At 42.6% G+C, this 26,557-nt stretch carries 18 protein-coding genes, 1 pseudogene and 1 other annotated feature; of the genes and pseudogenes, 5 read left to right on the top strand and 14 right to left on the bottom strand.

What is annotated here, in order from left to right; genetic code table 11:
* Positions 1-511: 511 nt before the first annotated feature.
* Positions 512-1,345, bottom strand: a complete 834-nt coding sequence (locus AC5JPO_RS12485; RefSeq protein WP_493853514.1) for a cation efflux transmembrane domain-containing protein — start codon at positions 1,343-1,345, stop codon at positions 512-514.
* Positions 1,346-1,421: 76 nt separating this feature from the next.
* On the opposite strand from AC5JPO_RS12485, the pseudogene AC5JPO_RS12480 reads away from it, so the two are divergent.
* Positions 1,422-1,496 (top strand): annotated as a pseudogene (locus tag AC5JPO_RS12480) (IS1 family transposase); the annotation flags it as partial.
* A 145-nt stretch (positions 1,497-1,641) separates the two neighbouring features.
* Here the strand turns inward: AC5JPO_RS12480 and AC5JPO_RS12475 are convergent.
* The 6 genes from AC5JPO_RS12475 to AC5JPO_RS12450 form a co-directional block, all read right to left on the bottom strand.
* A protein-coding gene (locus tag AC5JPO_RS12475) for an IS3 family transposase (RefSeq protein WP_493853537.1) occupies positions 1,642-2,861 on the bottom strand; the annotation gives its coding sequence in 2 pieces (ribosomal slippage) (positions 1,642-2,585 and positions 2,585-2,861; 1,221 coding nt in all).
* Positions 2,470-2,586: a sequence feature (AL1L pseudoknot), on the bottom strand. It overlaps the preceding gene by 117 nt.
* Positions 2,862-3,081: 220 nt before the next feature.
* Positions 3,082-4,014 carry a uroporphyrinogen-III C-methyltransferase gene (gene cobA, locus AC5JPO_RS12470; RefSeq protein ID WP_443527140.1) on the bottom strand — a complete coding sequence of 311 codons (933 nt, stop codon included), beginning with the start codon at positions 4,012-4,014 and terminating at the stop codon, positions 3,082-3,084.
* A 137-nt stretch (positions 4,015-4,151) separates the two neighbouring features.
* Positions 4,152-7,361: a molybdopterin-dependent oxidoreductase gene (locus tag AC5JPO_RS12465; protein WP_493853990.1), complete on the bottom strand. Its 3,210-nt coding sequence runs from the start codon at positions 7,359-7,361 to the stop codon at positions 4,152-4,154.
* On the bottom strand, positions 7,358-8,815 hold the full coding sequence (locus tag AC5JPO_RS12460) for an NAD(P)/FAD-dependent oxidoreductase (protein WP_493853989.1): 1,458 nt from the start codon (positions 8,813-8,815) through the stop codon (positions 7,358-7,360). The genes AC5JPO_RS12465 and AC5JPO_RS12460 overlap by 4 nt, the downstream gene beginning before the upstream one ends.
* 77 nt (positions 8,816-8,892) lie before the next feature.
* On the bottom strand, positions 8,893-10,923 hold the full coding sequence (locus tag AC5JPO_RS12455) for a bifunctional protein-serine/threonine kinase/phosphatase (RefSeq protein WP_493853988.1): 2,031 nt from the start codon (positions 10,921-10,923) through the stop codon (positions 8,893-8,895).
* Positions 10,924-10,926: 3 nt separating this feature from the next.
* Positions 10,927-12,429 (bottom strand): NarK family nitrate/nitrite MFS transporter, encoded by a 1,503-nt coding sequence (locus AC5JPO_RS12450; protein ID WP_493853987.1) that lies wholly within the window; start codon positions 12,427-12,429, stop codon positions 10,927-10,929.
* Positions 12,430-13,039: 610 nt separating this feature from the next.
* Here AC5JPO_RS12450 and nirB point away from each other — a divergent pair.
* Positions 13,040-15,625, top strand: a complete 2,586-nt coding sequence (gene nirB / locus AC5JPO_RS12445) for a nitrite reductase large subunit NirB (RefSeq protein ID WP_493853986.1) — start codon at positions 13,040-13,042, stop codon at positions 15,623-15,625.
* Positions 15,626-15,715: 90 nt separating this feature from the next.
* Complete coding sequence (gene nirD / locus AC5JPO_RS12440; protein ID WP_238036651.1) at positions 15,716-16,066, top strand: nitrite reductase small subunit NirD; 351 nt, start codon at positions 15,716-15,718, stop codon at positions 16,064-16,066.
* 522 nt (positions 16,067-16,588) lie between these two features.
* On the opposite strand, the gene AC5JPO_RS12435 is transcribed toward nirD, so the two are convergent.
* The 4 genes from AC5JPO_RS12435 to AC5JPO_RS12420 form a co-directional block, all read right to left on the bottom strand.
* Positions 16,589-17,710 (bottom strand): Fic family protein, encoded by a 1,122-nt coding sequence (locus tag AC5JPO_RS12435; RefSeq protein ID WP_201559462.1) that lies wholly within the window; start codon positions 17,708-17,710, stop codon positions 16,589-16,591.
* A 367-nt stretch (positions 17,711-18,077) separates the two neighbouring features.
* Entirely contained in the window at positions 18,078-18,815 is a 738-nt protein-coding gene (locus AC5JPO_RS12430; protein WP_493853985.1) for a hypothetical protein, read from the bottom strand.
* 204 nt (positions 18,816-19,019) lie between these two features.
* Positions 19,020-19,145, bottom strand: a complete 126-nt coding sequence (locus AC5JPO_RS12425; protein ID WP_493853984.1) for a hypothetical protein — start codon at positions 19,143-19,145, stop codon at positions 19,020-19,022.
* Positions 19,146-20,186: 1,041 nt separating this feature from the next.
* Positions 20,187-21,287: an L-dopachrome tautomerase-related protein gene (locus tag AC5JPO_RS12420; RefSeq protein WP_493853983.1), complete on the bottom strand. Its 1,101-nt coding sequence runs from the start codon at positions 21,285-21,287 to the stop codon at positions 20,187-20,189.
* Between the two features lie 436 nt (positions 21,288-21,723).
* Here AC5JPO_RS12420 and AC5JPO_RS12415 point away from each other — a divergent pair, with 436 nt between their 5' ends.
* Positions 21,724-22,062, top strand: coding sequence for a hypothetical protein (locus AC5JPO_RS12415; RefSeq protein ID WP_493853982.1), 339 nt, complete (start codon positions 21,724-21,726; stop codon positions 22,060-22,062).
* A gap of 187 nt (positions 22,063-22,249) precedes the next feature.
* Here AC5JPO_RS12415 and AC5JPO_RS12410 read toward each other — a convergent pair whose 3' ends face one another.
* The 3 genes from AC5JPO_RS12410 to ocd all read right to left on the bottom strand — a co-directional run bounded on the left by AC5JPO_RS12410 (position 22,250) and on the right by ocd (position 25,861).
* On the bottom strand, positions 22,250-23,653 hold the full coding sequence (locus AC5JPO_RS12410) for a YjiH family protein (RefSeq protein WP_493853981.1): 1,404 nt from the start codon (positions 23,651-23,653) through the stop codon (positions 22,250-22,252).
* Between the two features lie 86 nt (positions 23,654-23,739).
* Complete coding sequence (locus AC5JPO_RS12405) at positions 23,740-24,699, bottom strand: arginase (protein WP_493853980.1); 960 nt, start codon at positions 24,697-24,699, stop codon at positions 23,740-23,742.
* A gap of 67 nt (positions 24,700-24,766) precedes the next feature.
* On the bottom strand, positions 24,767-25,861 hold the full coding sequence (gene ocd, locus AC5JPO_RS12400; RefSeq protein ID WP_493853979.1) for an ornithine cyclodeaminase: 1,095 nt from the start codon (positions 25,859-25,861) through the stop codon (positions 24,767-24,769).
* Between the two features lie 169 nt (positions 25,862-26,030).
* On the opposite strand from ocd, the gene AC5JPO_RS12395 reads away from it, so the two are divergent.
* Positions 26,031-26,462, top strand: a complete 432-nt coding sequence (locus AC5JPO_RS12395; protein WP_443527125.1) for an Lrp/AsnC family transcriptional regulator — start codon at positions 26,031-26,033, stop codon at positions 26,460-26,462.
* Positions 26,463-26,557 lie beyond the last annotated feature (95 nt).

Here is a 26,557-nt window from a genome sequence, read left to right as displayed (position 1 = left end):
CACAGTGTACTTCATGATGTACTTACCATAGATATTCTATCTATGATCGGTGCGCTAGTGAGGACTTGAAGAGACCATCCCAGATTCTGTGTAACTGACGTTTAGATTAAATACTTACACAAAATTTAGGAAGGTCTCTGAAAATTAACCACCTGACACAACTCGTCACCTACTAACAGATCTTGGCGGTCATAAAAGTTGCCCCAACGCTTATAATTATTATCCGTTCTCGACTCAGGGTTATAAGTAATGGCGATGTAGGTTTGAATTTTATTAGTGTCCTAAATTAGTTGACCACCACCAGATTCTTATCAAAGACTTCATCATCTATTATTCGCCAAACGGCAACTTGCTGATGGTCTTTGGTGGTGACTAGATTTAAAGTTTGTTCAATCATTGCTTGAGGTCTCATATCCTTATGATGTTTATTTGCTTCAAACCCAGTTACTTTACACTTAGCGGTTTAATTAAGCTACTTACTTGAGCTATTTGCTTCAGTTATTAGGCTTGGCTACTTACTCAACTTCAATATTCTAAAGGCGCCCTGAATAACTAAAGCAAATACGATGCTACCAATAATCAAATCAGGCGTACTAGAGTGTAACCAATTAACCAAAATCCCTGCAACAATTACCCCTAAATTGATAATCACATCGTTTGAAGTGAAAATCATACTGGCTTGCATATGGGCTTCTTCTTTTTTGCTTTTCGATTTTTGTAGTAAATAGAGGCAAATCAAGTTTGCAATTAGCGCAAGAATCGATATGACTATCATGGTAGAAAAGTCAGGTAACTGCTCATTGCCAAAGAAACGTCTTAGTACTTCTAAAAAACCAAGAATCGCTAGCGTAATTTGAAAATATCCGGCAATTCTAGCAATCCGTTTTTTCTTAATGACCGTTCCACCGACCGCAAATAAGCTAATTCCGTACACGAAGCTATCTGCTAACATATCTAAGCTGTCGGCGACCAACCCCATCGAACGAGAAATCAGTCCCGTGCTCATTTCAATAATAAAGAAAGCAAAGTTAATGACCAGCACTATCCATAGTAGCTTTCTTTGCTCAGCATCTTTTTTGTGACTAGAGTCAGCATCAATTTTAAAATTATTGTTGGGATCAGAGGGGTCAATGGTTTCGGTCGAGAGTAGGGTGTCTCCTAATTTTAGGTCATGAATAGCAGTCTCTATCCCTTCTATATTGTCATGATGAAACACAGTTAATTGACGGTTAGGAATGTCGAACTCAAGATGTTCAATATTCGAGTGGCCCTCTAATTTCATTCGGATTAGGTTTTCCTCCGAAGGGCAGTCCATCTTCGATATTTTAAAAGTTGTTTTATTCATAGCTACATTTATATCCGGGTGGTGGTTCAAAAAGTAGGCTGGAAAAAAACAGGCTGAGAAATTGATAAATAGTGAAATGCAAATGACACTATACATCAAATGCCCAGCCTGTCTAAGTGACAATATAAAGAAAAATGGTTTCAAAAGCTATACCCCAGCGGAACCAGCCAACTCACCTTTTAAAACTATTAATAGACTACTTAAAACAGACTGGTATAATGGAACCACTTATACCAGTCTGCTGAACTCACTCTTACTGAACCGCCCCGACTATATCGGAAGCTGATCTACTTGAGTCAGGCAGCGATGCCTGACAGGGTTAAATTATCATAATACCGCTTTTCAAACTCAAAGGGTGACACATATCCAATCGTGCTATGTAGACGCTTCTTGTTGAACCAATCCACCCACTCAAGGGTTGCCAGTTCAACATCGTTCACACCAGTCCAGTTCTGCTTTAAATAATGAATCACCTCAGACTTGTAAAGCCCATTGACCGTTTCAGCCAATGCATTGTCGTATGAATCGCCTGTTGTACCAACAGAAGCAATCACGCCAGAGTCCGTCATCTTATCGGTATAGCGAATAGATAAGTACTGAACCCCTCGATCACTGTGATGAATGACATCTTTGGGATTGTTTCTATCTGTTATCGCTTGATTTAATGCCGCCATTACCATATCCGTGTTCATACGATTCGATACTTTCCAGCCGACAATAGCGCGAGCAAATACATCAATAATAAAAGCGGTATAAACCCAGCCGCTCAATGTCTTGATATAAGTAAAATCTGCAACCCACAGCTGATTAGGACGATGGGCATTAAAGTTACGATTGACCAAGTCGTCAGCACGCTTTTGGTCGTCACGGCTGTTGGTGGTAATCTTACCCTTACCGCGCCAGACACCTTGTAAGCCGTGCTGACTCATTAAACGCTCGACGGTGCAGCGTGCGATATAAATGCCATCTGCCTTCATCTGCCGCCAGACTTTGCGAGCACCATAGCGGCATTTGCTGTCCTGCCAGATGCGTTTAATCTCGCTGAGATAGTAGTCGTCATGCTGACTGCGCAGTGAACGCCTTTCAGGGCAGCACTCTAGGTCTTTAGCACGGTGATAGGTTGACGGGGCAATCGGTAGTACTCTACAAATCAGCTCGACCCCATAACTACCTCTATAGTCATCAATAAACTGAACCATTATCTGGGTGGACGGTCGAGCTCCGCCTGGGCGAAAAAAGCAGCAGCCTTACGTATAATCTCATTGGCTTGCTTGAGCTCTCTGCATTCGCGTTCAAGCTCTTTGATACGCTCTTTGTCACTTTGAGCCTGCACTGAGGCGGGAATGGTTTGGTCTATGTGCTTTTTATGCCAGGATCGCAGTGTCTCAGGCGTACAGCCAATCTTTGACGCTATGGCTTGAATGGCTGACCATGTAGAAGGATAGTCGCTCGACGCTTCAATCAGCATGCGAACGGCGCGTTCTTTAATCTCAGGAGTGTAGGTTTGTCTTTTCATTGTCGTATTCTCTCAGAATGTTGAGTCTCCGACAATCCCGGGGCGGTTCATACTGTACCCAAAGTCATGGTACCTTGCATCATACTCTTTTTATTACATCGTCTACTTTTTACATGCGTTTCAGTATTTTGTAGTAGTCATTACCCTGTTTAATAATTTGTGCTGACATACTATAAAAGTGCTAAGCACTATTATCGCTTGGCACTAGTATGCTTCTATCCTACGTGACAACCTCCAAATTACTGACTAAATCATGACTGCTAACAACGTTTTGAACGTCAATAAAGGTACTTTTACCTAACGCCCCAAGATTATAGCTTGCAAACTCATAGTATAAATTAACCACATCACCCATAATCAATAGCGCAGGGGTCGGTAGTTTTGCCTCAGCTTGCTGCTCGGCGATACTGCCAAGCGTACCGATTAGCAGCTGCTGAGTAGGCAAACTAGCATGACTAATTACAGCAAAAGGTGTGTTACTGTCGCGCCCTGCGGCAATTAACCCTTGGGTCATCTCATCTAGTCGATTCAACCCCATATAAAAGACAACGGTTTGCGTACTGTCCAAAAGTTCATCATAGTCATTATTAGGTGCACCTGATTTTTTGCATGCTGTTACAAACTTCACGGCTTGTGCATGATCACGGTGTGTCAATGGAATACCTGCTCTGCTTGCAGCCGCACTAGCAGCAGTGATACCAGGAATAGATTCAAAATGAATACCATGACGCACCACTTCTTGCAGTTCTTCACCACCTCGTCCAAAAATAAAGGGGTCGCCCCCTTTGAGCCTAACGACCGTTTTACCTGCTAGCGCATGTTTGACTAGCAGCTCATTGATACCTTCTTGTGGTAGCGCATGATTGGCACGGCGCTTACCAACGAATATCTTCTCTGCTGTCAGCGCACACATATCTAAAATATCCTCTGAAACCAAGCTGTCATAGAGCACGACATCTGCTTTTTGCATCACTCGCAGTGCTTTTAACGTGAGTAGTTCAGGATCACCAGAACCTGCACCAACCAAATGTACCGTGCCTACTTTCATATTTTTGTCTATACCTAATGGCTTGTCGCGCCCTGCGGTATGACAATTAGTATTAGACAAATGATTTGCAATCAATGTGGTAATAAAGGGAGATGAATCAGTCATGGTAATAACTCCTAATAACACTGTTAATAACGCGCAAACCTGCACCTAACAATGGCATACCTGAGAAAAGAAGAGCCTACAAGATACAGTGCAAACCCTATGCCATATTAGTAAGCAAGCCTGATCTTAGAAAGTTTTTAAGACGCATACTTTTCGATTAAGGTATTGATTTGACTCACGCATGAACCGCAGTTAGTCCCTGCGCGGCACGCTTTGCCAACCGCGTGGGCACTCATACATTGCTGCTTAGTAATCGTCTCGATAATAATATTCTCTCCAACTGCCATACATGAACACACCAATGGACCTGGATCAACATAACCTGTCGCTGGACGACCTGCTAGCAACCACTTATGACGTTGATTTTCTGGTATCGCATCAGTACTGGCAAAGCAACTATTGAGCCAATGAATACTGGGCAGCTGCGCCACTTGTGGCGCAAAACAAACGCTTAGTAGAAGCTGATCGCGTGGTATGTCAGACTTTGACGTGCTAATCGATGCATGATCTATCGCTTTACTATCTGCATCTACCTGCGTCGAGACGAAGCGAAGCTGCTTTGCTTGCTTGCTGCAAGTAAACGCACTATTGATGGACTCATTGGCTAGAGATGTTTGATAGGTATGGATGAAGTGCTGCCAGTAATCAGCATCAAGCAATTTACTGACGACGCTGTCTATGGGACTGGCCAAGGTAATCAAAACGCTATTAGTTTGACGACTTAAACTCCATGTCAGTGCGGGCAACGCAGGCAATGCGTCTGCTATTTCAAAATCTGCATTGGTATCACAGGAAGATATCGGCGTATTTTTATCCTCGGATTCTGTTTCAGAGTTCAATATGGTCTCACGCAGATGCACTATAATGGTGTCTTGTAAATCAGGATGCACCAAAATCTTACCATAAGTTTTCATCGGTACAGGCATCACGCTGATTGCGGAATTTTTTAATTCAGGCTGTCCTGAATGTGGATCAACGACTGTTGGAATCAGCGTACCTACGCGCGCAAAACGAGCGAAAGCTCTACTCCAATGCATCGGCATAAAAGCATCTCCTGCGATCATACTATCGCTGATGGCAACTTGTGCGAGCACCTGACTGTCTGTAGTGGTATTACTAGAAACCATGTACTGCGGCTGGCTCTGTATTGATAAGTTTTGCTTATCGCTTTTCTCGTCGCTTTTATCATAGCAAGGACGTAGCTGTACATAATCGCCTTGGTCAACACCAAGCTGCTTGGCATCATGGGGGTGCACGGTGAGCGTTGGTACAGATGCGTGTTGGTTGAGCTGCGGTGCAAGTCCTGTGCGCGTCATCGTGTGCCATTGATCGCGAAGCCTACCTGTAATAAGCCGTAGATCTACCGCCCCTGAGTGATGCTGATGCAACGTATGACTGTCATTGTTTTTTTGACTATCCGCGCTTTTCGATCTCAATCGTTGCGGATGCCTATTGGGTAAGCTGCCGTGACTGGGAGGCGTAATGGCAATAAACTTTGTTTTGCTGGGTGTAATACGTGCGCCGCCCCACTGAAACGGGGTCATGACATCGTATGCGTCACGGCTGAAAGAAACTACGTCTTTATTTTGCTGCTCAAGATGGTCTGGCTTTATCAGTTCTAGCGACCCTACTGGCTCTAGCGAAAGATCTTTTGCCAAATTAAGATAGCGCGGTTGATTGCTATCTGACAAAGCTTGGCTAGCATCATTTCTATAAGCAGTTAGAGCGATATGCTCATTAAATATCTCACTAGGATGGTGGTAATCAAAACCTAATAAACCCATACGTTTAGCGACTTGCGACAGTATCCACCAGTCAGGCTTTGCTTGTCCGAGTGCAGGCATTAACGCCCGTTGGCGCGAGATGCGACGCTCCGAGTTGGTCACTGTGCCTGATTTCTCCCCCCAACCTTGTGCCGGCAAAACAATATCTGCACACTTAACCGTATCGCTATCGACGGAGCAGTCAGATACAATCACCAAATCACAGGCCGACAGTGCGCGGCGAAACTTATCGGCTTCAGGTAAGCTAACGACAGGGTTGGTTGCCATAATCCAAATGGCTTTGATACGACCATCTAGTATGGCATCAGCGGCATCGCAAGCTTTTACCCCAGTCTCTGCGGCAAGCGGTTGCGGCGCTTGCCAAAAATCAGCCACCAAGTGACGATGCTGCTCGTTATCTAGGTCTAGATGCGCGGCAAGTAGGTTCGATAACGCGCCCACTTCACGCCCTCCCATTGCATTCGGCTGACCGGTGAGTGAAAATGGACTTGCACCTACTCGGCCCACTCGCCCAGTATACAAGTGAGTATTGATGATGGCATTGACCTTGTCGGTACCACTCGCAGACTGGTTGACGCCCATACTAAATGCTGTGATTGTTTTATCGTTTGCAGCGACCAGCTCATAAAACTCCCGTACAAATTCCGCACTGATACCGCATGCCGTCGCCACTTTATCAATCGTCCATGTTTTTGCGGCCTCTAAGGCGGGCGTGACACCCTGACACTGCTTAAGATAGTCCTTATCACCACAGCCTTCTTTCTCAAGATAATGCAGCAGTCCGTTATATAAGTGGGTATCCGTGCCGACAGTGATGGGCACATGTAAATCGGCAAATTCACAAGAATCAGTACGACGCGGATCAATAACGATTAGTTTTTTATTAGGATCACGCTTTTTGGCGGCTAAAAACCGTCCGAATAAGATAGGATGACACCACGCCATATTGGAGCCCACCAATACCAATAAATCACAAGACTCTAAATCTTCATAATTACTAGGCACTAAGTCTGCACCAAAAGCACGCTTATGCCCTGCAACTGCTGAGGACATACAAAGACGCGAATTGGAATCGATATTATTATTACCAATGAAGCCTTTAATAAACTTATTGGCAACGTAGTAATCCTCTGTAAGCAGCTGCCCTGACACATAAAACATTACGCTGTCACGCCCGTGTGTCGCGATAGTGTTATTCAAACGACTGGCAATATCATCCAATACTGCCTCCCACTCGACAGGCTGCTTATCTGTTGGTTGTCCTTTTGCAATTGATCGCTGTTTGTCTTGATAATAAGGCTGAGTCAACCTGCGCTCAGTGCCCAATGTTTGTGCCAGTGCACTGCCTTTTGAGCAGAGTTTACCGAAGTTTGCTGGATGATCAGGATCGCCTGTCACGCTGACTACACCTGCTTCATCGATGTTTGCTAGTACGCCGCAGCCTACGCCGCAGTAAGGACAAGTGGTACGAATAGGACTGATCAAATCCTCAGTGTAAGTTGTAATGCGAGAGGATGGTACGACACTGAGGGCTTGATCGTCATTTAAGATGGTGCTGCTCATGATGCCTCTCCTATTAGGTGTGCGTCACTTGGCACGGCAGATTCGGGCTCAGCTGCTTCTATTTTCTCTACATCGCAATAGGCTTCGCCAAAGATAAGGTCTTCTTTTATCGAGGATATGTCACTGCCATCAGTGATCAGCTTACTATAAAACCCGCTTTCACTCACATCACCGTACAGTACCGTGCCAATAAGTTTGCTTTCTTTAATATAGAGACAAAGATAATGATTGAAGCTCGTTTGCTGATAGACCACGCGCTCTATCTGCATCATTTCACTATCGTCAAAAGCAATCTGACCTGCTGAAAAAGCCGCGATGCCAGATACTTTTAATTTTAAAGATAAAGGCTTACTGATAAAGGGACACCAGTTATTTTCAGATTCGTGTGGTCGCGAGTCACTATTGGCTGTCTTACGACTTGAGATACGTGGCGCTTTTAAGACAGACACCAAAGTATCGACCTGTTGATTGACAGGAGCCACCATCCCGAATAGCTCCCCGTCCAGCTCGACACACTCACCGATCGCATAGACATGCGGGCAGCTAGTATGCATAAAGTTATCTACAAGGATACCTCGGTTAACATCAAGACCACTTTGCTGCGCCAGTGTCATATTGGGGATGACACCAACTGCCATGACAATAAAGTCTGCTGGCAGTGTGCGACCATCCTTTAACAACAGACCATTAACCTCGTGTTGATCATTGACTGTAATACATTCTGTGTTGGCTAATACCTCCAGCTTGACACTTCGACTGAAGAGTTCTGCTTGTAGCAGATGAGCGGCGGGCATATCAAGCTGTCGGTTGAGAACATGACTATCGACATGAACCACTGTCATATCTGCCCCTTGAGACGCCAAAGCGCAGGCGGCCTCTAGACCCAACACCCCGCCACCAATAACGAGACCATTTTTTGCTTGGCGCGCGTACTCCGTCAATACCTGCACATCAGCAATATCTCGAAATACATGAACACCCTTAGCATCATGATTGGCAAAAGGGATGACGCGAGCTTGCGAGCCAGTAGCCAGCACCAGCTCGGTATAATCTAGGACTTGTCCATCACTCAATTCAATACACTGTTGCTTGGTATCGATGGCATCTACCGACGTGCCAGCCAATACCGTGATACCCAATTGCTCATATTCTGCTAGCTCGTATAAATATGTCTCTTCAAAAACCGACTCCCCTGAGAGTACCGGTGATAGCATGATACGGTTATAGCCAACTTGCGGCTCTTTACTAATCAGCGTGATGGGCAAATGCGCGGCGTTTCTTTCTCGTCTGCTTGACTGCTGAGCACGTGCCAGCTCAATGGCAAAGCGACTGCCTGCCATCCCAGCGCCTATAATCACGATGCCCGTAGTGGCTTGGCATTTAGGGGAAGAAACGTTGGCAGAGAAAGAAGCATTGGTTGGTTCTGGTGAATCAAGTGACATATCAAATGACATAGGAAGAGCCTCCCTTAGCCGCAACACGCAGCGATGAATAAAATGGCTTGTTGTACTATTTGCCTTTTTAAAAGGTTTTATAAAAAATGAATCAGCAACGATATGATAATAATAAGCTGAATAAAGCAAATGCTGTGCCAAACCAGTAAGGGATGGCGTACGATCAGCGGTTCAGGATCTCTGGTATCATTACTGTTATCAGGATTAAAGTCTTGTAAGAACTCGCCAATCGCTTGATACCTCGCCTGCGTATTAGAATGTAGCGCCCGCATCAAAGCCTGTTGGCTAGCAGCTGGCACTCGATTTTGACGCAGGCGCTCGGCAGGTACGATCAGTGAGCCAGATGGATTCATTAAAGTTTGCGAGCTAAATGGCAGCTCGCCTGTGAGTAACTCATAACCAATCACGGCAATCGAAAACAAATCGGAATGTATCCCTTTTGGGGCGTCGGTGTAATATTCTGGTGCAGCGTAGTGCAAATCCCCATTAGGAGGACGCGTACTGTCTTTTAATATGGAGGAGCTAGCAGAGCCAAAGTCGATTAATTTGACCGCACCTGATTGAGTTAATAATATATTTTCAGGCTTGATATCTTGGTGCAGTAGATAGTTCCGATGCATCACACGGACTGCCATGCCGATCTTGGTGAGTAAATCGTAAGTTTGCCAAATATCACAAGGGGCTTGACGATCCATAAAAACTCGTAGGCTCTCCCCTTCAATATATTCCGTTAAATGATATAAATAAGTGCTGCTGGCAGGCACTGGGTAGTAACGCAAAAGCCCCGACGCATTAGACGCATTGAAAGTAGCATTCAGTTTTTTAGAGACATCACTGTTTAAAAGCGGATCATGGGAGGATACGCTATTGGGGTCCACTTGATTATAAGCAGGCTCACCAATGCGTTTGTGCTTGGACAGGCTCAAACCGATTTTGCGCTCCTTTAAAAACTCACGTAGATAATGCCCATCAGCAATGACATTGAGACTTGGCGACTTCAAAACAAATGCATGCTGGTCGTCATCCTCTACTAAATACACCTCACTGCGAGCCGTACGCGCGATGATTTTTTTAACCACAAAATTATCAATCTGTGCCCCTACTGCCAAGCCCGTTGGTAAGCGATAGTGATTGATATCCTGAGCGTGACTACTGTCGCTATCCACATTTTGATCAAGAGCAATGCCGTTGTCGGTTTCTCTATGCGTTTTGCTCTTTGTGAGTGCATCGTTCATGCCTAGCATGATCACACTGAGATTATCATGGCTACCCTCGCTAAAGGCATGCTCACATAAGCGCTGGCTTATCTGAAGATGGTCGATGATTTGATTGGGACATCCCACTGATTGATGCATGGCCTGTACCGCAGCACACAACTCAAACTGTAACTCTGCGGGCACGATAGACTCATAAACCCCATCAGTCATGAGCGCCAGACACTCGTTTTGATGCAAGGTAAACACCGACTGTTGCAGCTCAACTCGGGTATCAGCACCGATAGCAGCAGACAACGCCCCTTTGTCTCGTCCGTGGTGAATGTGATGGTCTTTGGTCAATAGCACCATACTGTCGATACCGATACGATAGATACGAGAATCGCCCGTATGAAACAGATGAATACGGTCGCCTATGCATAGCAGTCCTGATAAAGTTGATAATAAAGCTGGCAGACGATCATACGCCTGCGGGAAATAAAGCGCATCATTGGCTTGGTGGACCGCCTCCTTAATCACTATGGCAATTTGATTGTCATCAAAGCTATAGAGTGAATCTTGCACCGTATCTGCCTGTATTATCTCTGCAAGTTTTGAGGTGATATGGTGTGCCACCGTGTTTATCACAGACTGACTGGCTTGTTTGGGAAACTGGCAAGCACTAACCCCATCAGCCATCAGCACCAACAAAGGCGCTGTAAAAGATGGGGGACAGTTCCTGAGCGCTGACGATGACGACCCATAAGGTAGGCAAGTCGTTATAAGCAGGCTATCTTGGTTCTCAGCTTTGCGCCCTGCCATCGTACAAAAATCAGGCAGCCACAATGCAACGTCCGCATCATGGCTGCTTACTTGATTTGTCTCTTTAGGCGCTTGTTTGACGCTCTCGTACATAATTTAGCTCACTTGTATTTGAGCAAAACTGCCATCTGGCATCTCTTCAATAATGACGCCTTCAGGCTCTTTTAATAAAAACAGCGCCAAGAAGCCAATCACTGCCGTTGCGGCAATCACAAAGAAGAATGCCTGATACGATACCAGACTCAGCACGGTCAAATAGACCACTGACCCTACGTTACCGTAGGCGCCTGTCATCCCTGCAAACTGACCTGTCATACTACGTTTTATTAGTGGAATCACAGCAAACACTGCTCCCTCACCCGCCTGTACAAAGAAAGAGCAGAACATGGTAATCAACAGCGCAAGTGCGATCGGCCATGAAGAGTCAACGACACCCATCAACAGATAACCAACGGCCAAACCTGCAGTGAGAATCAAAAGTGTGATTTTGCGACCAAATTTATCACTCAACCAGCCGCCGCCTGGACGTGACATGAGGTTCATAAAGGCGTAGCTTGATGCCAAGACACCTGCCATGACAATCGATAAGTTAAAGGTTTCTTGATAGAAGAGTGGCAGCATAGAGACCACAGCCAACTCTGAGCCAAAAGTCGCAAAGTATAAAATATTCAAAATACCGACTTGCTTAAAGTCATATCGGTGAGCCTTTGGCACAGGCGTGGTAAATACTTCCTTATTAAAACGATAACTACTGATAAATTCATAAACGTATAACACCACCAACGCAATATAGACGATGTTGACACTTGCCTGACTCAGTAAACTCACACCAGCTGGTGATAATTTCCACGCCAATAAGGCCAATGCCAAATACATTGGCAGTTTAAATACCATCATGAGCCAGAAGTCACCTGATGAAGTCACCATCATGGCACCCGATTTTTTAGGTTTGAAATACGTAGCACCCTTAGGGGTATCACGTACCATCTTGTAAAAAATCACGCTATAGAGCAGCATAACCACCCCTGAGGTAGCCGTTGCATAACGCCAACCTTCCTCACCGCCAAAGATGGCAGCGGCCGCAATAGCGACTGTCGGTAGTAGCAGTGCCGCGGCGGCAGAGCCGAAATTTCCCCAGCCCCCATAGATACCTTCAGCTGTACCCAGCTCATTAGCAGGGAACCAGTCACTCATGAGACGAATGCCAACCACAAACCCTGCACCAACGAAACCCAATAAAAAGCGTGATAGCGCTAACGTGTTGTAATCTTGCGCAAAAGCGAAGGTGAGACAAGGAATAGCGCCAATGGCTAAAATTGCAGTGTAAACAAGCCGAGGACCAAAGCGATCGGTCAACATGCCAATGATGACCCGAGCTGGGATAGTCAAGGCAACATTTAATATCAATAAAGTTTTTACCTGGTCTTTGGTGAGGTTCAAACTCTCCCCAATCGCAGATAAGAATGGCGCATGGTTAAACCACACGAAAAAGGTGAAAAAAAACGCCATCCACCCAAGATGGAGAATTTTGTTTTTACCGCTAAAAGAAAAGATATTCAGCTTGTTTTTATTTGGCACATCAGGTTTCGATGAAGGCATAGACGATTTCCTCAAATGGCTAACATTAAAGTTATAAAAACACGTTATGAGTCAGAAACTTATCAGTTGCGACCATTAAGAGAGTGCAATGGATGTGCCAGCTGCAAATATAAAATTGACATAGATATAAAACATCATCTTTTTTAATAGGGCTACGCTTTGTACTAGATGACTCTAAAGGCATCCCAATTAAATAGTATTGCTTAGATAAAACTAAATTACCCCTCGGTTAATTAAAGTAAGCGATGCACCTTTAAAGTAACAATCAAAACCAAATTGGTGCATTTTTGTAACTATTTTGGTGCATAGGATATAAATAACAATTGTTAAAAAGATTGTATTAAGCAACTACTTACAACAGAAAATAGCATCACCAAAAGTACTGGCATGACCTTATAAACTGGTAAAGCTACATATCTTTTAACTATATAAGGGTTCGATAATTGAATGTCATTAATTGTGTTTGGCACGATTATTGAGGGCTTAATAGTTATAGGCATCTAAGCATTAACGACTATCTATCATTGAACCATCTAAAAATTAACTTGCGACTTTTGGATGGGACATTAGATGAAAGTATTTAAGCAAACCCATTACTGAGGATAGGCATATGAGTAGCACTATAGTAAGTACGATGAATAAAGCTAAATTAGTGGTGATTGGTAACGGTATGGTGGGACATCACTTTATCGAGAGAGCCATAGAGAAAGGCTTACACGATCAGTTTGAGATTCACGTATTTGCTGAAGAGGATCGCCCAGCTTATGACCGGGTGTATCTATCGAGCTATTTTGAACATAAAGATGTGAGTAAACTAAACTTAGTGGACTTGAGCAGGTATGAGGATGCTCAGATTCAGTTGCATCTTAATCAGCGAATCACAAACATCGATGCCGCCAATCAATGTATCAGCACGGAAGACGGTACCCAGATAGACTATGCTGAATTGGTACTAGCAACAGGCTCCTATCCGTTTGTGCCGCCGATTCCAGGGCGCGAGCATCCGCACTGTCATGTCTATCGTACGATTAAAGATTTGGATGATATCCTCAGTACTGCTCAGCAGCCAAAAGTCAAAAAAGGTGTCGTGGTCGGTGGTGGTCTGCTGGGTCTTGAAGCTGCCAAAGCCTTAGTCACACTAGGATTAGATACTTACGTAGTAGAGTTTGCGCCTCAACTGATGGGCGTACAGCTTGATGCTGCTGGCGGTGATATTTTAAAGCGTAAAATTGAAGCCCTTGGCGTCAAAGTACTAACAGGTAAAAATACTAAGACCATTATCGACAATACCCTGTCGGATGAAGCATCGTGTCACTTAACCATGCAGTTCGCTGATGATACGTCGTTGGATACCGACATGATCGTCTTTAGTGCGGGTATTCGTCCGCAAGATGGCATTATCAAAAGCAACCCTGAATGCGGTATTGAAATCGGCACCCGTGGCGGTATTCTGATTGATGAAGCCTGCCGTACCAATGCCCCGAATGTATATGCCATTGGAGAATGCGCCGTATGGGACAACACCGTTTTTGGCTTGGTCGCACCAGGTTATAGCATGGCCAGTATTTGCGCTGCTCAAATCGCAGGCGATCACGCTCAGACCTTTACAGGCGCTGACATGAGCACCAAGCTCAAACTGATGGGCGTCGATGTGGGCAGTATCGGTGATGCGCACGGTGCAACAGAGAACAGTTTGAGCTATTTATACCAAAACCCTGCTGAGGGTATCTATAAAAAACTGGTAACCACAGCAGACAATAAGCGGCTATTGGGCGCTGTATTGGTAGGCGACACTGAGGATTACAACAATCTCTTGCAGCTATTTCTAAACGATATTGACCTGCCTGCCCATCCTGAAAGCCTGATCCTACCCAACGTAGAAAAACCCACCATGGGTATCGAGAACCTGCCCGATAGCGCCACGATTTGCTCTTGTTACAACGTCACCAAAGGTGCTATTTGTGCCGCCGTTGAAGACGGTGCTTATACCATGGCAGAGGTGAAATCATGTACCAGTGCTGGTACCGGCTGTGGCGGCTGCGCACCTATGGTAAAAGACACATTGGGCTATCAACTAACCGCGCTTGGTTTTGAAGTCAATAATGATCTGTGTGAGCATTTTGCTTACTCACGTCAGGAGTTGTATAGCTTGATTCGAGTACAAGGCATTAAGACATTTGATGCGCTATTAGATGAGCACGGTAGTGGTCATGGCTGCGAGATTTGCAAACCAACCGTCGCCTCTATTTTGGCGTCTTGTTGGAATGATTATGTACTCAAGCCCGAACTCACGCCACTGCAAGACAGCAACGATTACTATCTAGGCAATATTCAAAAAGATGGGACTTATTCGGTCGTGCCACGCGTGCCTGGCGGTGAAATCACTGCAGATAAACTCATCATCCTCGGACAAGTCGCCAAAGAGTTCAATCTATATACCAAAATCACTGGCGGTCAGCGCGTCGACTTATTTGGCGCACGTTTAGACCAACTGCCCGATATCTGGACCCAACTGGTCGATGCTGGATTTGAGACGGGCCATGCTTATGGTAAATCTCTGCGTACAGTGAAATCTTGTGTGGGCAACAACTGGTGTCGCTACGGTGTCGATGACAGTGTGGGTTTAGCACTTAGACTAGAAGACCGCTACAAAGGCGTACGCTCACCACACAAAATAAAAATGGGCGTATCTGGATGTACCCGTGAGTGCGCTGAAGCGCAAAGCAAAGATTTTGGGATTATTGCCACTGAAAACGGCTGGAATCTCTTTGTCTGTGGTAATGGTGGCATGACCCCACGTCATGGCGAGCTATTCGCAACGGATCTTGATACGGATACAGTTGTCAAATATATCGACCGTATTATCATGTTTTATATCAAGACCGCAGATAAGCTTCAGCGTACATCCAAATGGCGCGAGAGCCTTGAAGGTGGACTTGAGTATCTACAGGCAGTCATTATTGAGGACAGTTTAGGTATCGCTGAGGAGCTAGAGTCGCAGATGCAATTACTCATCGACAACTATGTTTGTGAATGGAAAGCCACCATTACTGATAGCGAAAAACTCAAACGTTTCCGTCATTTTGTTAATAGTGAGCAAGGCGATGACAATGTGGTATTCGTCACTGAGCGAGAGCAGATTCGCCCTGCAACCGATATCGAAAAGACGCAAATCAAAGTGACCGAATTGGCGTAATCTTAACGTGTCAGCGTCTATTAATATTAGACGCTAAAAAGCATTTTTTGTTGTTGGTCTCATTTATATTTTACTATTAAGGATCTTCTGATGACTCAGCTCACTGTATGCAAAATCAATGATATTATTCCCGAGACAGGTGTCTGTGCGCTCGTGAACGGCAAACAAGTGGCTATTTTTTGCACCAAGCAAACACAGTTATTTGCGCTTGATAATTATGATCCGTTCAGCCAAGCCAACGTCTTGTCTAGAGGTCTGATTGGCGGCACCACTATTACCAACGAGGATGGCTCTGATGAAAATGTACTATATGTCGCCTCACCTATTTATAAGCAACGCTTTAATCTTGTCACAGGTCAATGTTTAGATGACAAAAGCATTATACTCGACACGTATAAAGTAGAGCTTGAGGGTAGCGATGTCATCGTAAAATATAACTAGGTACTTGTGTGTCTAGTACATACTACCTTCTAGACTATTGAAGCAGCCTTTGACTTTAAGAGTCGAAGGCCGTTTTATTCTTCATCAAACCTTTTGTCATCCCCTAATAAATTAATGAGATTGATGTCTGCTAGTAAGTTATCGATATTAAATAAGATTAGAAAAGCTATTTGTGATTATTCATAAATCAACACTAAAATGACAATGCACATTTATCACACAGGAATAAGACATCTTGCTTTATTTTATACAATCAATAACTGCACAGTAGATGTATAGCAAAGTCTAAGCGCTTTTATCCTCTTGAACAATCAGCTTGGACTCTATGTTGATCCCTTGTACATACAAAGAAGACCTTCTAAATGCAACCCTCTTATAAAGTTAAGACTTCCTTATCGTATCGAATATTTTAGACCTTCATAATGGAACCACTCATATTATGTCACTGAATGGGTTGTCTCTATTACCGCTTATTTGTATACTTTATTGCTGCCATAGCAGACTTGAACAATATAGTTTTTATCATAAAACCAACTCATAACTCGTACTGCGCCCTGATGCTACGGATTTTTGCATCATATCCTTCTCTATTAAATCATTAATATCTCTTAGTGCCGTGTCTATAGAACACTTAGTCATGGTCGCCCATTTTTTAGTGGTGAGTTTGCCATAAAAATCAGTCAGCAAAGTATTTAACATTTTCACCTGCCTGTCATTCAAAGCATGCTGTCGATGCGTCTGCCAAAAGCCCGCCTTACTGATAATTTTATCTGTAGTTTCTTGAGCTACAATGAGGGATTGCTCTAGCGTTTGTAAAAACCACATCAACCAATCCGTGATATCTTTATCACCTTTTTGCGTACGCTCTAGTATTTTGTAGTAGTCATTACGCTGTTTAAGGATTTGCGCTGACATACTATAAAAGCGTTGGGCACTGTTATCGCTTTTTGCCAGCATTCGTTCTGTGAGTGCTCGTGTTAGTCGTCCATTTCCATCATCGAATGGATGCAAAGTCACAAACCATAAATGAGCAATACCTGCTTTTATGACCAAATCTATATCGTCTTGCACATTTGACGAAGTATTGAACCATAATAAAAACTTGTCTAGCTCATCTGGCAACCTATCCGCACTGGGTGCAACAAAATGAACCTGCTCACGACCATACCCACCAGACACTACTTGCATTGGTCCTTTACTATCATCACGGATACTGCCTGCTTGAATACGATAAAGCCCACTATATCCATCTGGAAATAATGCTCGATGCCATCCGAGTAAATCATCGAACAATAGCGGCTGTTGATAACGATAGGTAGCACTTAGCATCATCTCTACCACGGCATCGATCTCACGAGTAGTCGTTGGCATACTGGCATTATTTAACCCTAAATGCCGTGCAACTGAAGAACGAACTTGCTCATCATTTAGCGTCTCACCTTCTATCTCAGAAGTTTTGATAATCTCTAAGGTCACCGCATCTAATTGTGCCTCAACGTTCAGATCGAACCCTAGTGTTAGCAGCTTTCCTAGTAAATGGCCTTGTAATATCCGCACACGACTGACGAGTGGCAATAGCTTCTTGTCCGACCATTGCCATTCAGTCCAGTTTGGATGTTCATGAATATAAGTAGTATGCTTCATACGTTCCCCAGAGATATGCAGAGATTAGAACAGTAATCTCCTTATATTATGCAGAGAATAAGCAGTAGAAACAATACGTAGAAATTCAAAAACGACAATAGCAGCGTAATAAGAATAGACTCTCAACGAACAAACATAGTTTTTTTGTTCTGAGAAGGGCTTGAGTAGAGGTAAAACACTATAAAAATATAGTGCCCAATTACGAGCTAAATTTTATTCCATTACAATTTACATTGTGATTATTAAATCATATAATATGTACAGGCTATTAATATCGGTGTATGTAAGATAATGTCATTTTTTACACGTTCGTTGACCTACCTTGACATGGTAGAGGTTATAAGCTGAATAGTCATGATAGGTTTCCTTAATAGTCAATTGATTTGGTAGGGGAAATATTCCAAGTGTCTAATAAACGCCAAATGGCAGCATCAATCGCTTGGGCTTGATCAAGGTTTTTGCGATCCGCATACCAGTTGATTTTTATACCGCTATAAATAGATTCTCTTGACTCTGCAGTTACAGGATAATCCTTAGATTTTGGGATATAGTAAGAGAAACCTGAAACGAGAGGGTTAATAGATTCGCCAAAGCATCTTCTTTGATTATCATGCTCTCCCTTAAAACGATAACAAGTCACCCCATTATTAGTCTTTGCAGAATCAGCATCTAGCTCTAACATTGAATAATCCTCAAAAGACTGCTTGGTACTTCCCCCTAGAGAATAATTATTTACAACAACCTTCACCTGCTCAGGATGATCTAAGGTGTCGTTAGAGTAGACACTTCTATCCGAAGCCTGCACCCATGAGCCATTAAGCATCAGATTAAACTCATATCTTCTGCCTGAGTGCTTGGAGATAGGCATGTCTCTTGCCTCTGACTCGCTTATCTTTTCAAATCTCGTAGGCTGGTAGTCAATAGGAAATTGTCCAATATAACGCTCATACTGTGGACGATAGAACTCAGCTTCTCCTTTAGGAGTACGAGTAACGACATGCTCTCGCCTTTCTCCGACTTCAGCCTTCAAAATAAGATGGTCATTAATCTTCCAAGTAACGATATCGCCCTCTTTATAGGGGTCTTGCTTTATATCTTGTTGCATACAGCCGCCTTGTAGTAGTGCGAGTCCTAGTATTAGAATGCTCATAAGCTTAAAATGTAGTTTTGGTCTTATTATTAATGGATTCATTACTTTCACTCTTTGATAAGCTCGTATTTATAAACGTATATAAAATAGGTTACAGCTCAATTAACTATTTACATATTTAGAACTACTGTCATATTGCTTGGTAAAAAGACACTTAATTTAGCTACTTTTCTCATAACACCTTTCTAATGGCTCATCTGGCATATTTGCCACAGGATATTTATCTTCGGTGATGGCTTTTATTTGTTCGGAGGGGGTTTTGCCGCAGGCAGATAACATAGACATCATGAGTATGCTTGCTGAACTTGTGGTTGGTTTTATCTTCAGGGAATTACTTATTTTTTGCATAGACGGTAGTATTTCAGAGATAATCAGTAACCAATACTAACAATTGTTTACATAAGTGTATAGTTTTTTTATTGCATTTCAATGCTAAGCATTAACATCTTGAATCTAATGTAACTTCATAAGATAGATGCTCTCAATTATTGACAAAAGTACTAGTCAAGATAAAGATTAAGAAAACGGTATAGAGAAGTGCGAGCATATGCTGGAGCGTGGATTGTAACCTTGTTATATTGAATTCTTGGGCTCTGTGATGAGTAGTGTTATAGGTAGGTGGATTAAACAATGGGAAGCGGTATGATTTGCGAAAGATAAAGAGAACAACTTGGTAGAGATATAGAAGATACCGCCGTATGTGTCTAGCAGTATCTAAGATTTGACTTTGATCTTCCCCTTCTGTCAGTGCCATCAGACGCTTCTCTTGCGTGACTCATGCATGATCTCGCAATTGTTCAAACTCTGCATCCAATCTGGTTAACTTGGTTTTTAGCGGCGTTACATAAATATGAATTAGACAATAATATACGACTAGCAAAAAACACCTTTGCCTTAAAATAAGATGTTTGACCGTTATAAATAGCTAAAAACCAACTATCACCTAAGACATTATGGACAGAGTAGACGTCAAGAACACTGCCAAATGGCAGTGCCCAACTACGAGTTAAATATTAATTTACATCAATTTCATACTGATATATAATTATGAATACAAGACTGTAGCCCTTTAAGTACAGTACATGTAGAATTAGATCATTTGAAGGCAGTTCGTCGACCTACCTTGACATGGTAGAGGTCGTTGGTTCGAATCCGATTACGCCTACCAGATTCGAAAAGCCCCAATCTTAAGATTGGGGCTTTTTTTGTCCGTGAAATATGGGCTATCTCGATTACTGTTTTTCATTACCAAGGTTACGCCTTAAGGTATGCAAACACGGTCGATGCCGAGATGGCGCCTGTTACGCCACATCGACTGTATTGCTATTATTGGTTCCCTACCCACACTCTATAGATATAGTAAGGCGGCTGGCCTTTATCGACGGTGCCGGTGAACTGCGGTGTTTTATGTAATTGATTTACTGCAACATACAACCAACCATTCGTATCTAAAGACACATTATCAGGCCAGTCGAATCGGCTGTCTCGTACTAACGATGTTAGCTGCCCTTTCGTATCAAGCACATCTAGGCCATTATCGTTCAAGTTGGTAAAGTAGTGATTTCCATAACTGTCTGTAGTAGCGCCATCTGAAACGGGTTTATCACCAACACGTATAATGCTCTTGCCAATCTGTTCATCACTGGCCTTAGTTCTAAATAAGGTAGCATCTAAGCTATACCAAGATTCACCGTTCATCGCGCCAAAATAAATCGTATTACTATCAGCGGACATCGTAATTGGATTTATACCATTGTTTGTCGGCTTGCCACCCATCATAATCTCAGCACCATTGATTACCATTTTTGCATCAGCTTCAGGTTGTAAAGCGACATGATTGCCAAAACGGCGTACTTCATTGGTGTTCATATCAATAGCAATAATGGCTGGATTGGGAATATCCGCTAAATAAATCCATCCATTTTCTCTATCAACCACCAAGTCTTGCACAAAACTATTTTTTGGTGCGATATCTGTCGGTATATCGATTTTGCTAATTACTGCGCCAGTGTCAATATCAAACCCCCAAACACGAGTTTTACTAATATGTTGACCCATATCGACGATCCATAACCCACCTTGATCGTCTTTGGTAATACCTAATGGTGTATCAATGGTCGCTTCACCATACTGGCCTTTAGGAGATTGAAATTTGTTTGAAGGCCATGGCTGATAGCGGTTAGGTCCAGTCACTTCAAATAACTGTATCCCCTGTTCACCATCGTTAGGATGCACGGTAGAAAACACCCGACCGCCACTCGTAGCCATAACATTGCCTGGGCGGATAGGTAAACCGATAACCGTTTCTATCTGCCCCACTGTAGCTACATCGCTTTTTACTTGCGTGACGGACATAGCATCGCGCTCAACTAAACTACACCCTGCTAATGCTGTCGTGATTAAACCAATAATAAAAATATTTTTCATCGTGAATTCCTGAATATGTAAAAAAGCCTATAACGATGTCCATTTTAACTTTTCTACCAAATATTTCTGTTCTTTTCATGATACCTCTAAAGTCATCAGTTCAAAGATAAAATTGGAAAATAGAAAGTTCTCTTATTTTTAATGCCAGTTTGATTTAACATCAGCTTGATTAGTCATTACATATTTTTGAGAGACATAGCGCTTCATCAGGGTAGTCAATATAGCGTGTTATCAAAGCTGTAATAAACATGGGCAGATAGGCGTAAGTCGTTACTCTTCTTAAATTTTCATCAAACTACGCAACGTTTTAATCCCTTATCATTCTTGTTGTCGGAAAGGGATTAATAAAGAAACGCCTTATCTAATCGAAATCGCTAATGTTAGATGATTTTGCAAACTTGTTTATTCAACCAAGATATATAAATAGGATAACACCATGAAAAAATTACTATTAGGCTCACTATTAGCTGCATCAACTTGTGTCGCGATGATTGCTCCTGCAACAGCCGCTACCAATACTGCCGCGCCAAATTCAGCACAAATGCAACATAAAGGCGGTACGCACAAAGGACCACTTTCAAAAATCAATCTAACGGCTAAACAGCAAGCACAAGTTAAATCTATTCACGATAAGTATCGTAGCCAAGGCAAAGATGGTCGCCAACAGGCTCGAGCTGAGATTGCAAAAGTCCTAACAGCACAGCAACGTTCGCAGTTAGAGAAAATGAAGGCTGAACATGAAGGCAGTGGTGAGCATCGCGGTCGTGGACATTAATACTAGATAGCTACAGCAAATCCTCCATAAAGCAAAATAGCCCATCTACCATAGATGGGCTATTTTGCTATGTGACAACGAGAACTATTGGAGGCTTTTGCTCCTAAGTAGCACTGAGTGTACTCGCTTATGCTTTTCATGACTCCTGCTGTCAATCCTGTAGTCTTAAACTTGGGAGATAATCCTATTAAAAAATCATATGAGCACACACGGCAATGATCGGTAATGAAATAAGGGTTCTTAGTAAAAAAATCACCAATAACTGTAAGAAACTCACAGGGATTTTTGTCCCCAAGATCAACCCACCGACTTCTGACATGTAGATCAATTGAGAGACTGACAAGCAAGCGATGACAAAGCGAGTCAACTCTGATTCTATTGAAGAGCCTATGATGGCAGGCAAGAACATATCTGCAAAACCTACCATAATCGTTTTTGACATTTCTGCTGCAAACGGTATGTTTAATAGCTCTAAGAACGGAATAAATGGCATACCTAAATAGTCAAATACAGGCGTCTCTTCTGCAACAATTAAGCCCATGGTCCCTATCGCCATGACGACAGGTAATATCCCGATCCACATGTCCAAGATGTTTTTTAGCCCCTCTTTTAAGAAAGTAGCAAAGCTTGGACTCCTATCTGCCTTGTGAACGGCTTTGTGTAGACTATGAGTAAATAACGTTTTCCCTTCAGGAATAGTTTCATGATCTCTATCACTGTTTTCTATCGTATAAGTATCTTCAATTCTAGATAACGGTAGTAATCTTGGTACTACTAAAGCACAAACAATCCCGCATAAAGCAACAACCCCAATCATATTGAGAAAGTAGCTTTCTAGTTTAACTTGAGAGATGACGACCAAACAGAACGTAATCGAAACGGCTGAAAAACTTGTGGCAATAACGGCCGCTTCTTTTTTAGTATAAAACCCGCCTTCTAATTGCTTATCTGTTAATAAGACGCCGATCGTTCCATCACCTAGCCACGACGTTAGACAGTCTACGGATGACCTACCTGGTAAGCCAAATAAAGGGCGCATCACTTTACTTAATAGAACCCCAAAAAATTCTAATAAGCCAAAATCGAGCAATAGTGGTAGTAATAACCCAGCTAAGAAAAATACGATAAACAGTATTGGCATTAGTTCATATAATATTAAGCCGCCAATATTATCTGAATATATTGCCTCAAACCCAAATTTAAAATAAGTCACGACAACAAAGAACGCACCAAGCATTCTAATCACAAGCCAAGGTGTCGTAACGTTCAGCAAATTATTTAAAAACGCATTATTCAAAATCAATGAAGGTTTCATAACTTTGGTATATAACGTAGCACACAAGGTAATCATGATTGAGGTGACAACGAATAAGGGTAAGAGGTCACCGATATACCCTTGGATATAATCCTTCAACACAGATATAGGAATGGTAAACCCTTCTGCATAGGTGACAAACTTACCATCTACATAAGGAATGGGAAATACGAACAGCATCAAACCTATGATAGATGGGATAAAGAACTTTAAAAACTGTCTGATATTGATGCTGCTGGCCTCTTTACTTGAGGCATTAGTCTTAATAATGTCCATATTATTTTTTGACTCCCTGTCAATTTCAACTAATATAAATAATGTCGTTCAGATTGGTTTTTGTGAGTTATTCTAAATTTTCTATGCTAGTAATTATTTAAAAGGGAGTGCGTCACTTCTTCTAAAATTTTAAATATTCTCGTTGAGTCATCTTTTGAGTTGTTGTACAAAGGATTGATCTCTGCCATCTCCCAGCAGCATACTTTTTCGTTTTTAATGAGCTCTATGTTGAGCTGCATGGCTTGCTCATAAGACAGACCATTCATTGCTGGCGTCCCTGTCCCTGGGACATATAAGGGATCAACACTATCGACATCAAATGAGACGTAAATATGATCGCAATATTCTAGTTTTTTAAAGATTTCGGCTACTGTGGCGCTGATGCCTTTTTTGGTTATTTCAGCCACACTATATAACGGAATTTTGTGTCTTTTGATTAACTCCATCTCCTCTTCTTGATAGTCTCTAACGGCACAAAACACGACGTTTTCTGGCTTGATTGATGGCTCATCAGATGCCATAAATTTTAATCGCTCCCAATATTCCTTCTCTTTTTCAGAGAGGTCATTACGTTTGCATTCCAAGTTGTCAATCGCACACGCCATGGCCAAAGGCATGCCATGCATGTTGCCTGATCCACTGGTATATGGTGAATGAAAATCAGCATGGGCATCTATATACACCACACCGATCTCAGCATCAGGATGCGCCATTTTGAGACCATGCATGGTTCCTGCACAGCTAGAATGATCACCTGCGATAACAATCGGAAATTGATTATCTTCTCTAATTTCTTTTATTTTATGTGCCAATTTAGAGATAACAGGCTCAATCACATCAGCGTATTTTGCATGTTTAAATAACGACTCTTCTTCGTGTATGTATTCATTTTTGATACTGTCAAGTTGCAGTTTTTCATAGTAGTCTGCATTCATCTCTTTTGATGATGCGCGCAATGCATCAATGCCTAGTGACGCGCCTTTCTTGTGCCCTGCAACATCTGAATACACTTCAACTATGCGCACGTTTTTCATTAAGTCGTTCATTATGTTGTCTCCATTAAATAAAGCAATTCTTTCATTATTCAAATTTATAATTGATCTTTTTAACCACTTACGCCATAGATGCAGCTTCAGTCGTCGCTATGCTACGATCTTTGTTATGAGCTTTGACTACCGAATAGAGATTTTTAGGATCTTGTTGATGAGGGATCAAATCAAGCAGCTCATAGGCGTCTTGTTTTTTGATCAAATCACGCAAAAATACTAGAGCCGTAAAGTCTTCTGAGGCAAAACCAACGCCGTCAAATACGACTAAGTTATTGTCGTTGGTGCGCGCTTCTTTTTCACCGTTTACGATACGATGGAACTCTGTCACAGGAAAGTCTTGAGAGAGTTGTTGAATATCGCCTTCGATACGGGTTTGTGGTTCAAACTCTACAATGACATGATCGGCTCTTAGTAAAATATTGGCATCCAGCTCGGTTTTGCCAGGGCAATCGCCACCGATAGCGTTGATATAGACGCCTTTTTTGACCATATCATCACGCAGAATGGTGGCGTTTTTCTTATCTGCGGTACAGGTCGTGATGATATCTGCGCCTTCAACCGCTTCTTCTGCGGTTTTACAGATAGTAATATCCAAACCTGAATCGGCAAGGTTATGCGCGACTTTTTCAGACGCAGCTGGATCAACATCATAGAGACGTACTTTTGAGATGCCAACCACTGCCTTCATGCCCATTGCTTGGAACTCTCCTTGAGCACCATTACCAATAAGTGCCAAGGTTTTAGCGTTTTTAGGCGCACAGTGTTTGGCAACCAGTGCCGAGGTCGCCGCCGTACGTAGTGCGGTCAAGATGCACATTTCTGTCAATAAAATCGGATAGCCTGTGTCAACATCAGACAATACGCCAAAAGCGGCTACCGTCTGTAAGTCCCGTTTGGTATTGATGGGATGGCCATTGACATACTTGCATGCAAACATGTCACCATCGCTGACAGGCATGAGCTCTATAACACCGTCTTTGGAATGAGAGGCAAAACGACTGGATTTTTCGAATTGCTCCCAGCGAGAAAAATCCTGCTCTAAAGCATCTACCAACTCTCTTATGGTTTGTTCTATACCATAATTACTGATGATTTCAGCCATCGCCTGTACGCTAACAAATGGCACACCCTGCTTTTGAGATACGATAAATTTAGACATTCGTTTTGCTCCATTCCATGAATATTGTTTGTTAAACCGACAATCAATATCCTACCAACTATAAATGTCAGTTAAAATGTCAATAAGTTATTAAATATTGATATATTTTTGACATATTGATAGGTACTACTTAGCACAATGTCAAAAACCTAATAAGGGAAGCATTTTTATGGCGTACTACACTTATGATTCTTTAGACAGCGAGCTGATATCTGAATTACGACAAGACGGCCGCGCAACCATCTCAATCCTTGCAAAAAAACTTAAAGTCTCTCGTGCCACTGTCCAAAACAGATTGGATAGACTGATTCATAATGGCGCTATTTTAGGATTTACGATTCGAGTGCATGAGGCACTAGATAACGAAACAGTCAAAGCGATGATGATGATCGAGGTGACAGGAAAGTCTACGTCACAAGTGATTAGAAAATTGCGCGGTATCCCGCAATTGATCAAGCTGCATACTACCAATGGGGCGTGGGACTTGGTGGCAGAGATACACACGACAAGTTTGAGAGAATTTGATGAAGTGCTGCGGCAAGTAAGAGAGATCGATGGCATTCTTAATAGCGAAACCAGTGTTTTGCTGTCGAGTTTATGAGGTAAGAATACTTAGGGAGATATAGGTATTTTATCGATTTGAGAGTTGTCTCTAGTAATCATGTTCTGGATGCGTATTTCACTGACCTACTTGGT

It is taken from the genome of Psychrobacter sp. H25 (assembly GCF_059076335.1).
This window is presented reverse-complemented; position numbering and strand designations above follow the sequence as displayed.

Coding starts and splice junctions, on each gene's coding strand:
- AC5JPO_RS12455 (WP_493853988.1), bottom strand. CDS start 10,923: ATGTACGAGAGCGTCAAACAAGCGCCTAAAGAGACAAATCAAGTAAGC.
- AC5JPO_RS12450 (WP_493853987.1), bottom strand. CDS start 12,429: ATGCCTTCATCGAAACCTGATGTGCCAAATAAAAACAAGCTGAATATC.
- AC5JPO_RS12420 (WP_493853983.1), bottom strand. CDS start 21,287: ATGAAAAATATTTTTATTATTGGTTTAATCACGACAGCATTAGCAGGG.
- AC5JPO_RS12410 (WP_493853981.1), bottom strand. CDS start 23,653: ATGGACATTATTAAGACTAATGCCTCAAGTAAAGAGGCCAGCAGCATC.
- AC5JPO_RS12405 (WP_493853980.1), bottom strand. CDS start 24,699: ATGAACGACTTAATGAAAAACGTGCGCATAGTTGAAGTGTATTCAGAT.
- AC5JPO_RS12415 (WP_493853982.1), top strand. CDS start 21,724: ATGAAAAAATTACTATTAGGCTCACTATTAGCTGCATCAACTTGTGTC.
- AC5JPO_RS12485 (WP_493853514.1), bottom strand. CDS start 1,345: ATGAATAAAACAACTTTTAAAATATCGAAGATGGACTGCCCTTCGGAG.
- ocd (WP_493853979.1), bottom strand. CDS start 25,861: ATGTCTAAATTTATCGTATCTCAAAAGCAGGGTGTGCCATTTGTTAGC.
- AC5JPO_RS12395 (WP_443527125.1), top strand. CDS start 26,031: ATGGCGTACTACACTTATGATTCTTTAGACAGCGAGCTGATATCTGAA.
- nirB (WP_493853986.1), top strand. CDS start 13,040: ATGAGTAGCACTATAGTAAGTACGATGAATAAAGCTAAATTAGTGGTG.
- nirD (WP_238036651.1), top strand. CDS start 15,716: ATGACTCAGCTCACTGTATGCAAAATCAATGATATTATTCCCGAGACA.
- AC5JPO_RS12465 (WP_493853990.1), bottom strand. CDS start 7,361: ATGAGCAGCACCATCTTAAATGACGATCAAGCCCTCAGTGTCGTACCA.
- cobA (WP_443527140.1), bottom strand. CDS start 4,014: ATGACTGATTCATCTCCCTTTATTACCACATTGATTGCAAATCATTTG.
- AC5JPO_RS12460 (WP_493853989.1), bottom strand. CDS start 8,815: ATGTCATTTGATATGTCACTTGATTCACCAGAACCAACCAATGCTTCT.
- AC5JPO_RS12430 (WP_493853985.1), bottom strand. CDS start 18,815: ATGCAACAAGATATAAAGCAAGACCCCTATAAAGAGGGCGATATCGTT.
- AC5JPO_RS12435 (WP_201559462.1), bottom strand. CDS start 17,710: ATGAAGCATACTACTTATATTCATGAACATCCAAACTGGACTGAATGG.
- AC5JPO_RS12425 (WP_493853984.1), bottom strand. CDS start 19,145: ATGTCTATGTTATCTGCCTGCGGCAAAACCCCCTCCGAACAAATAAAA.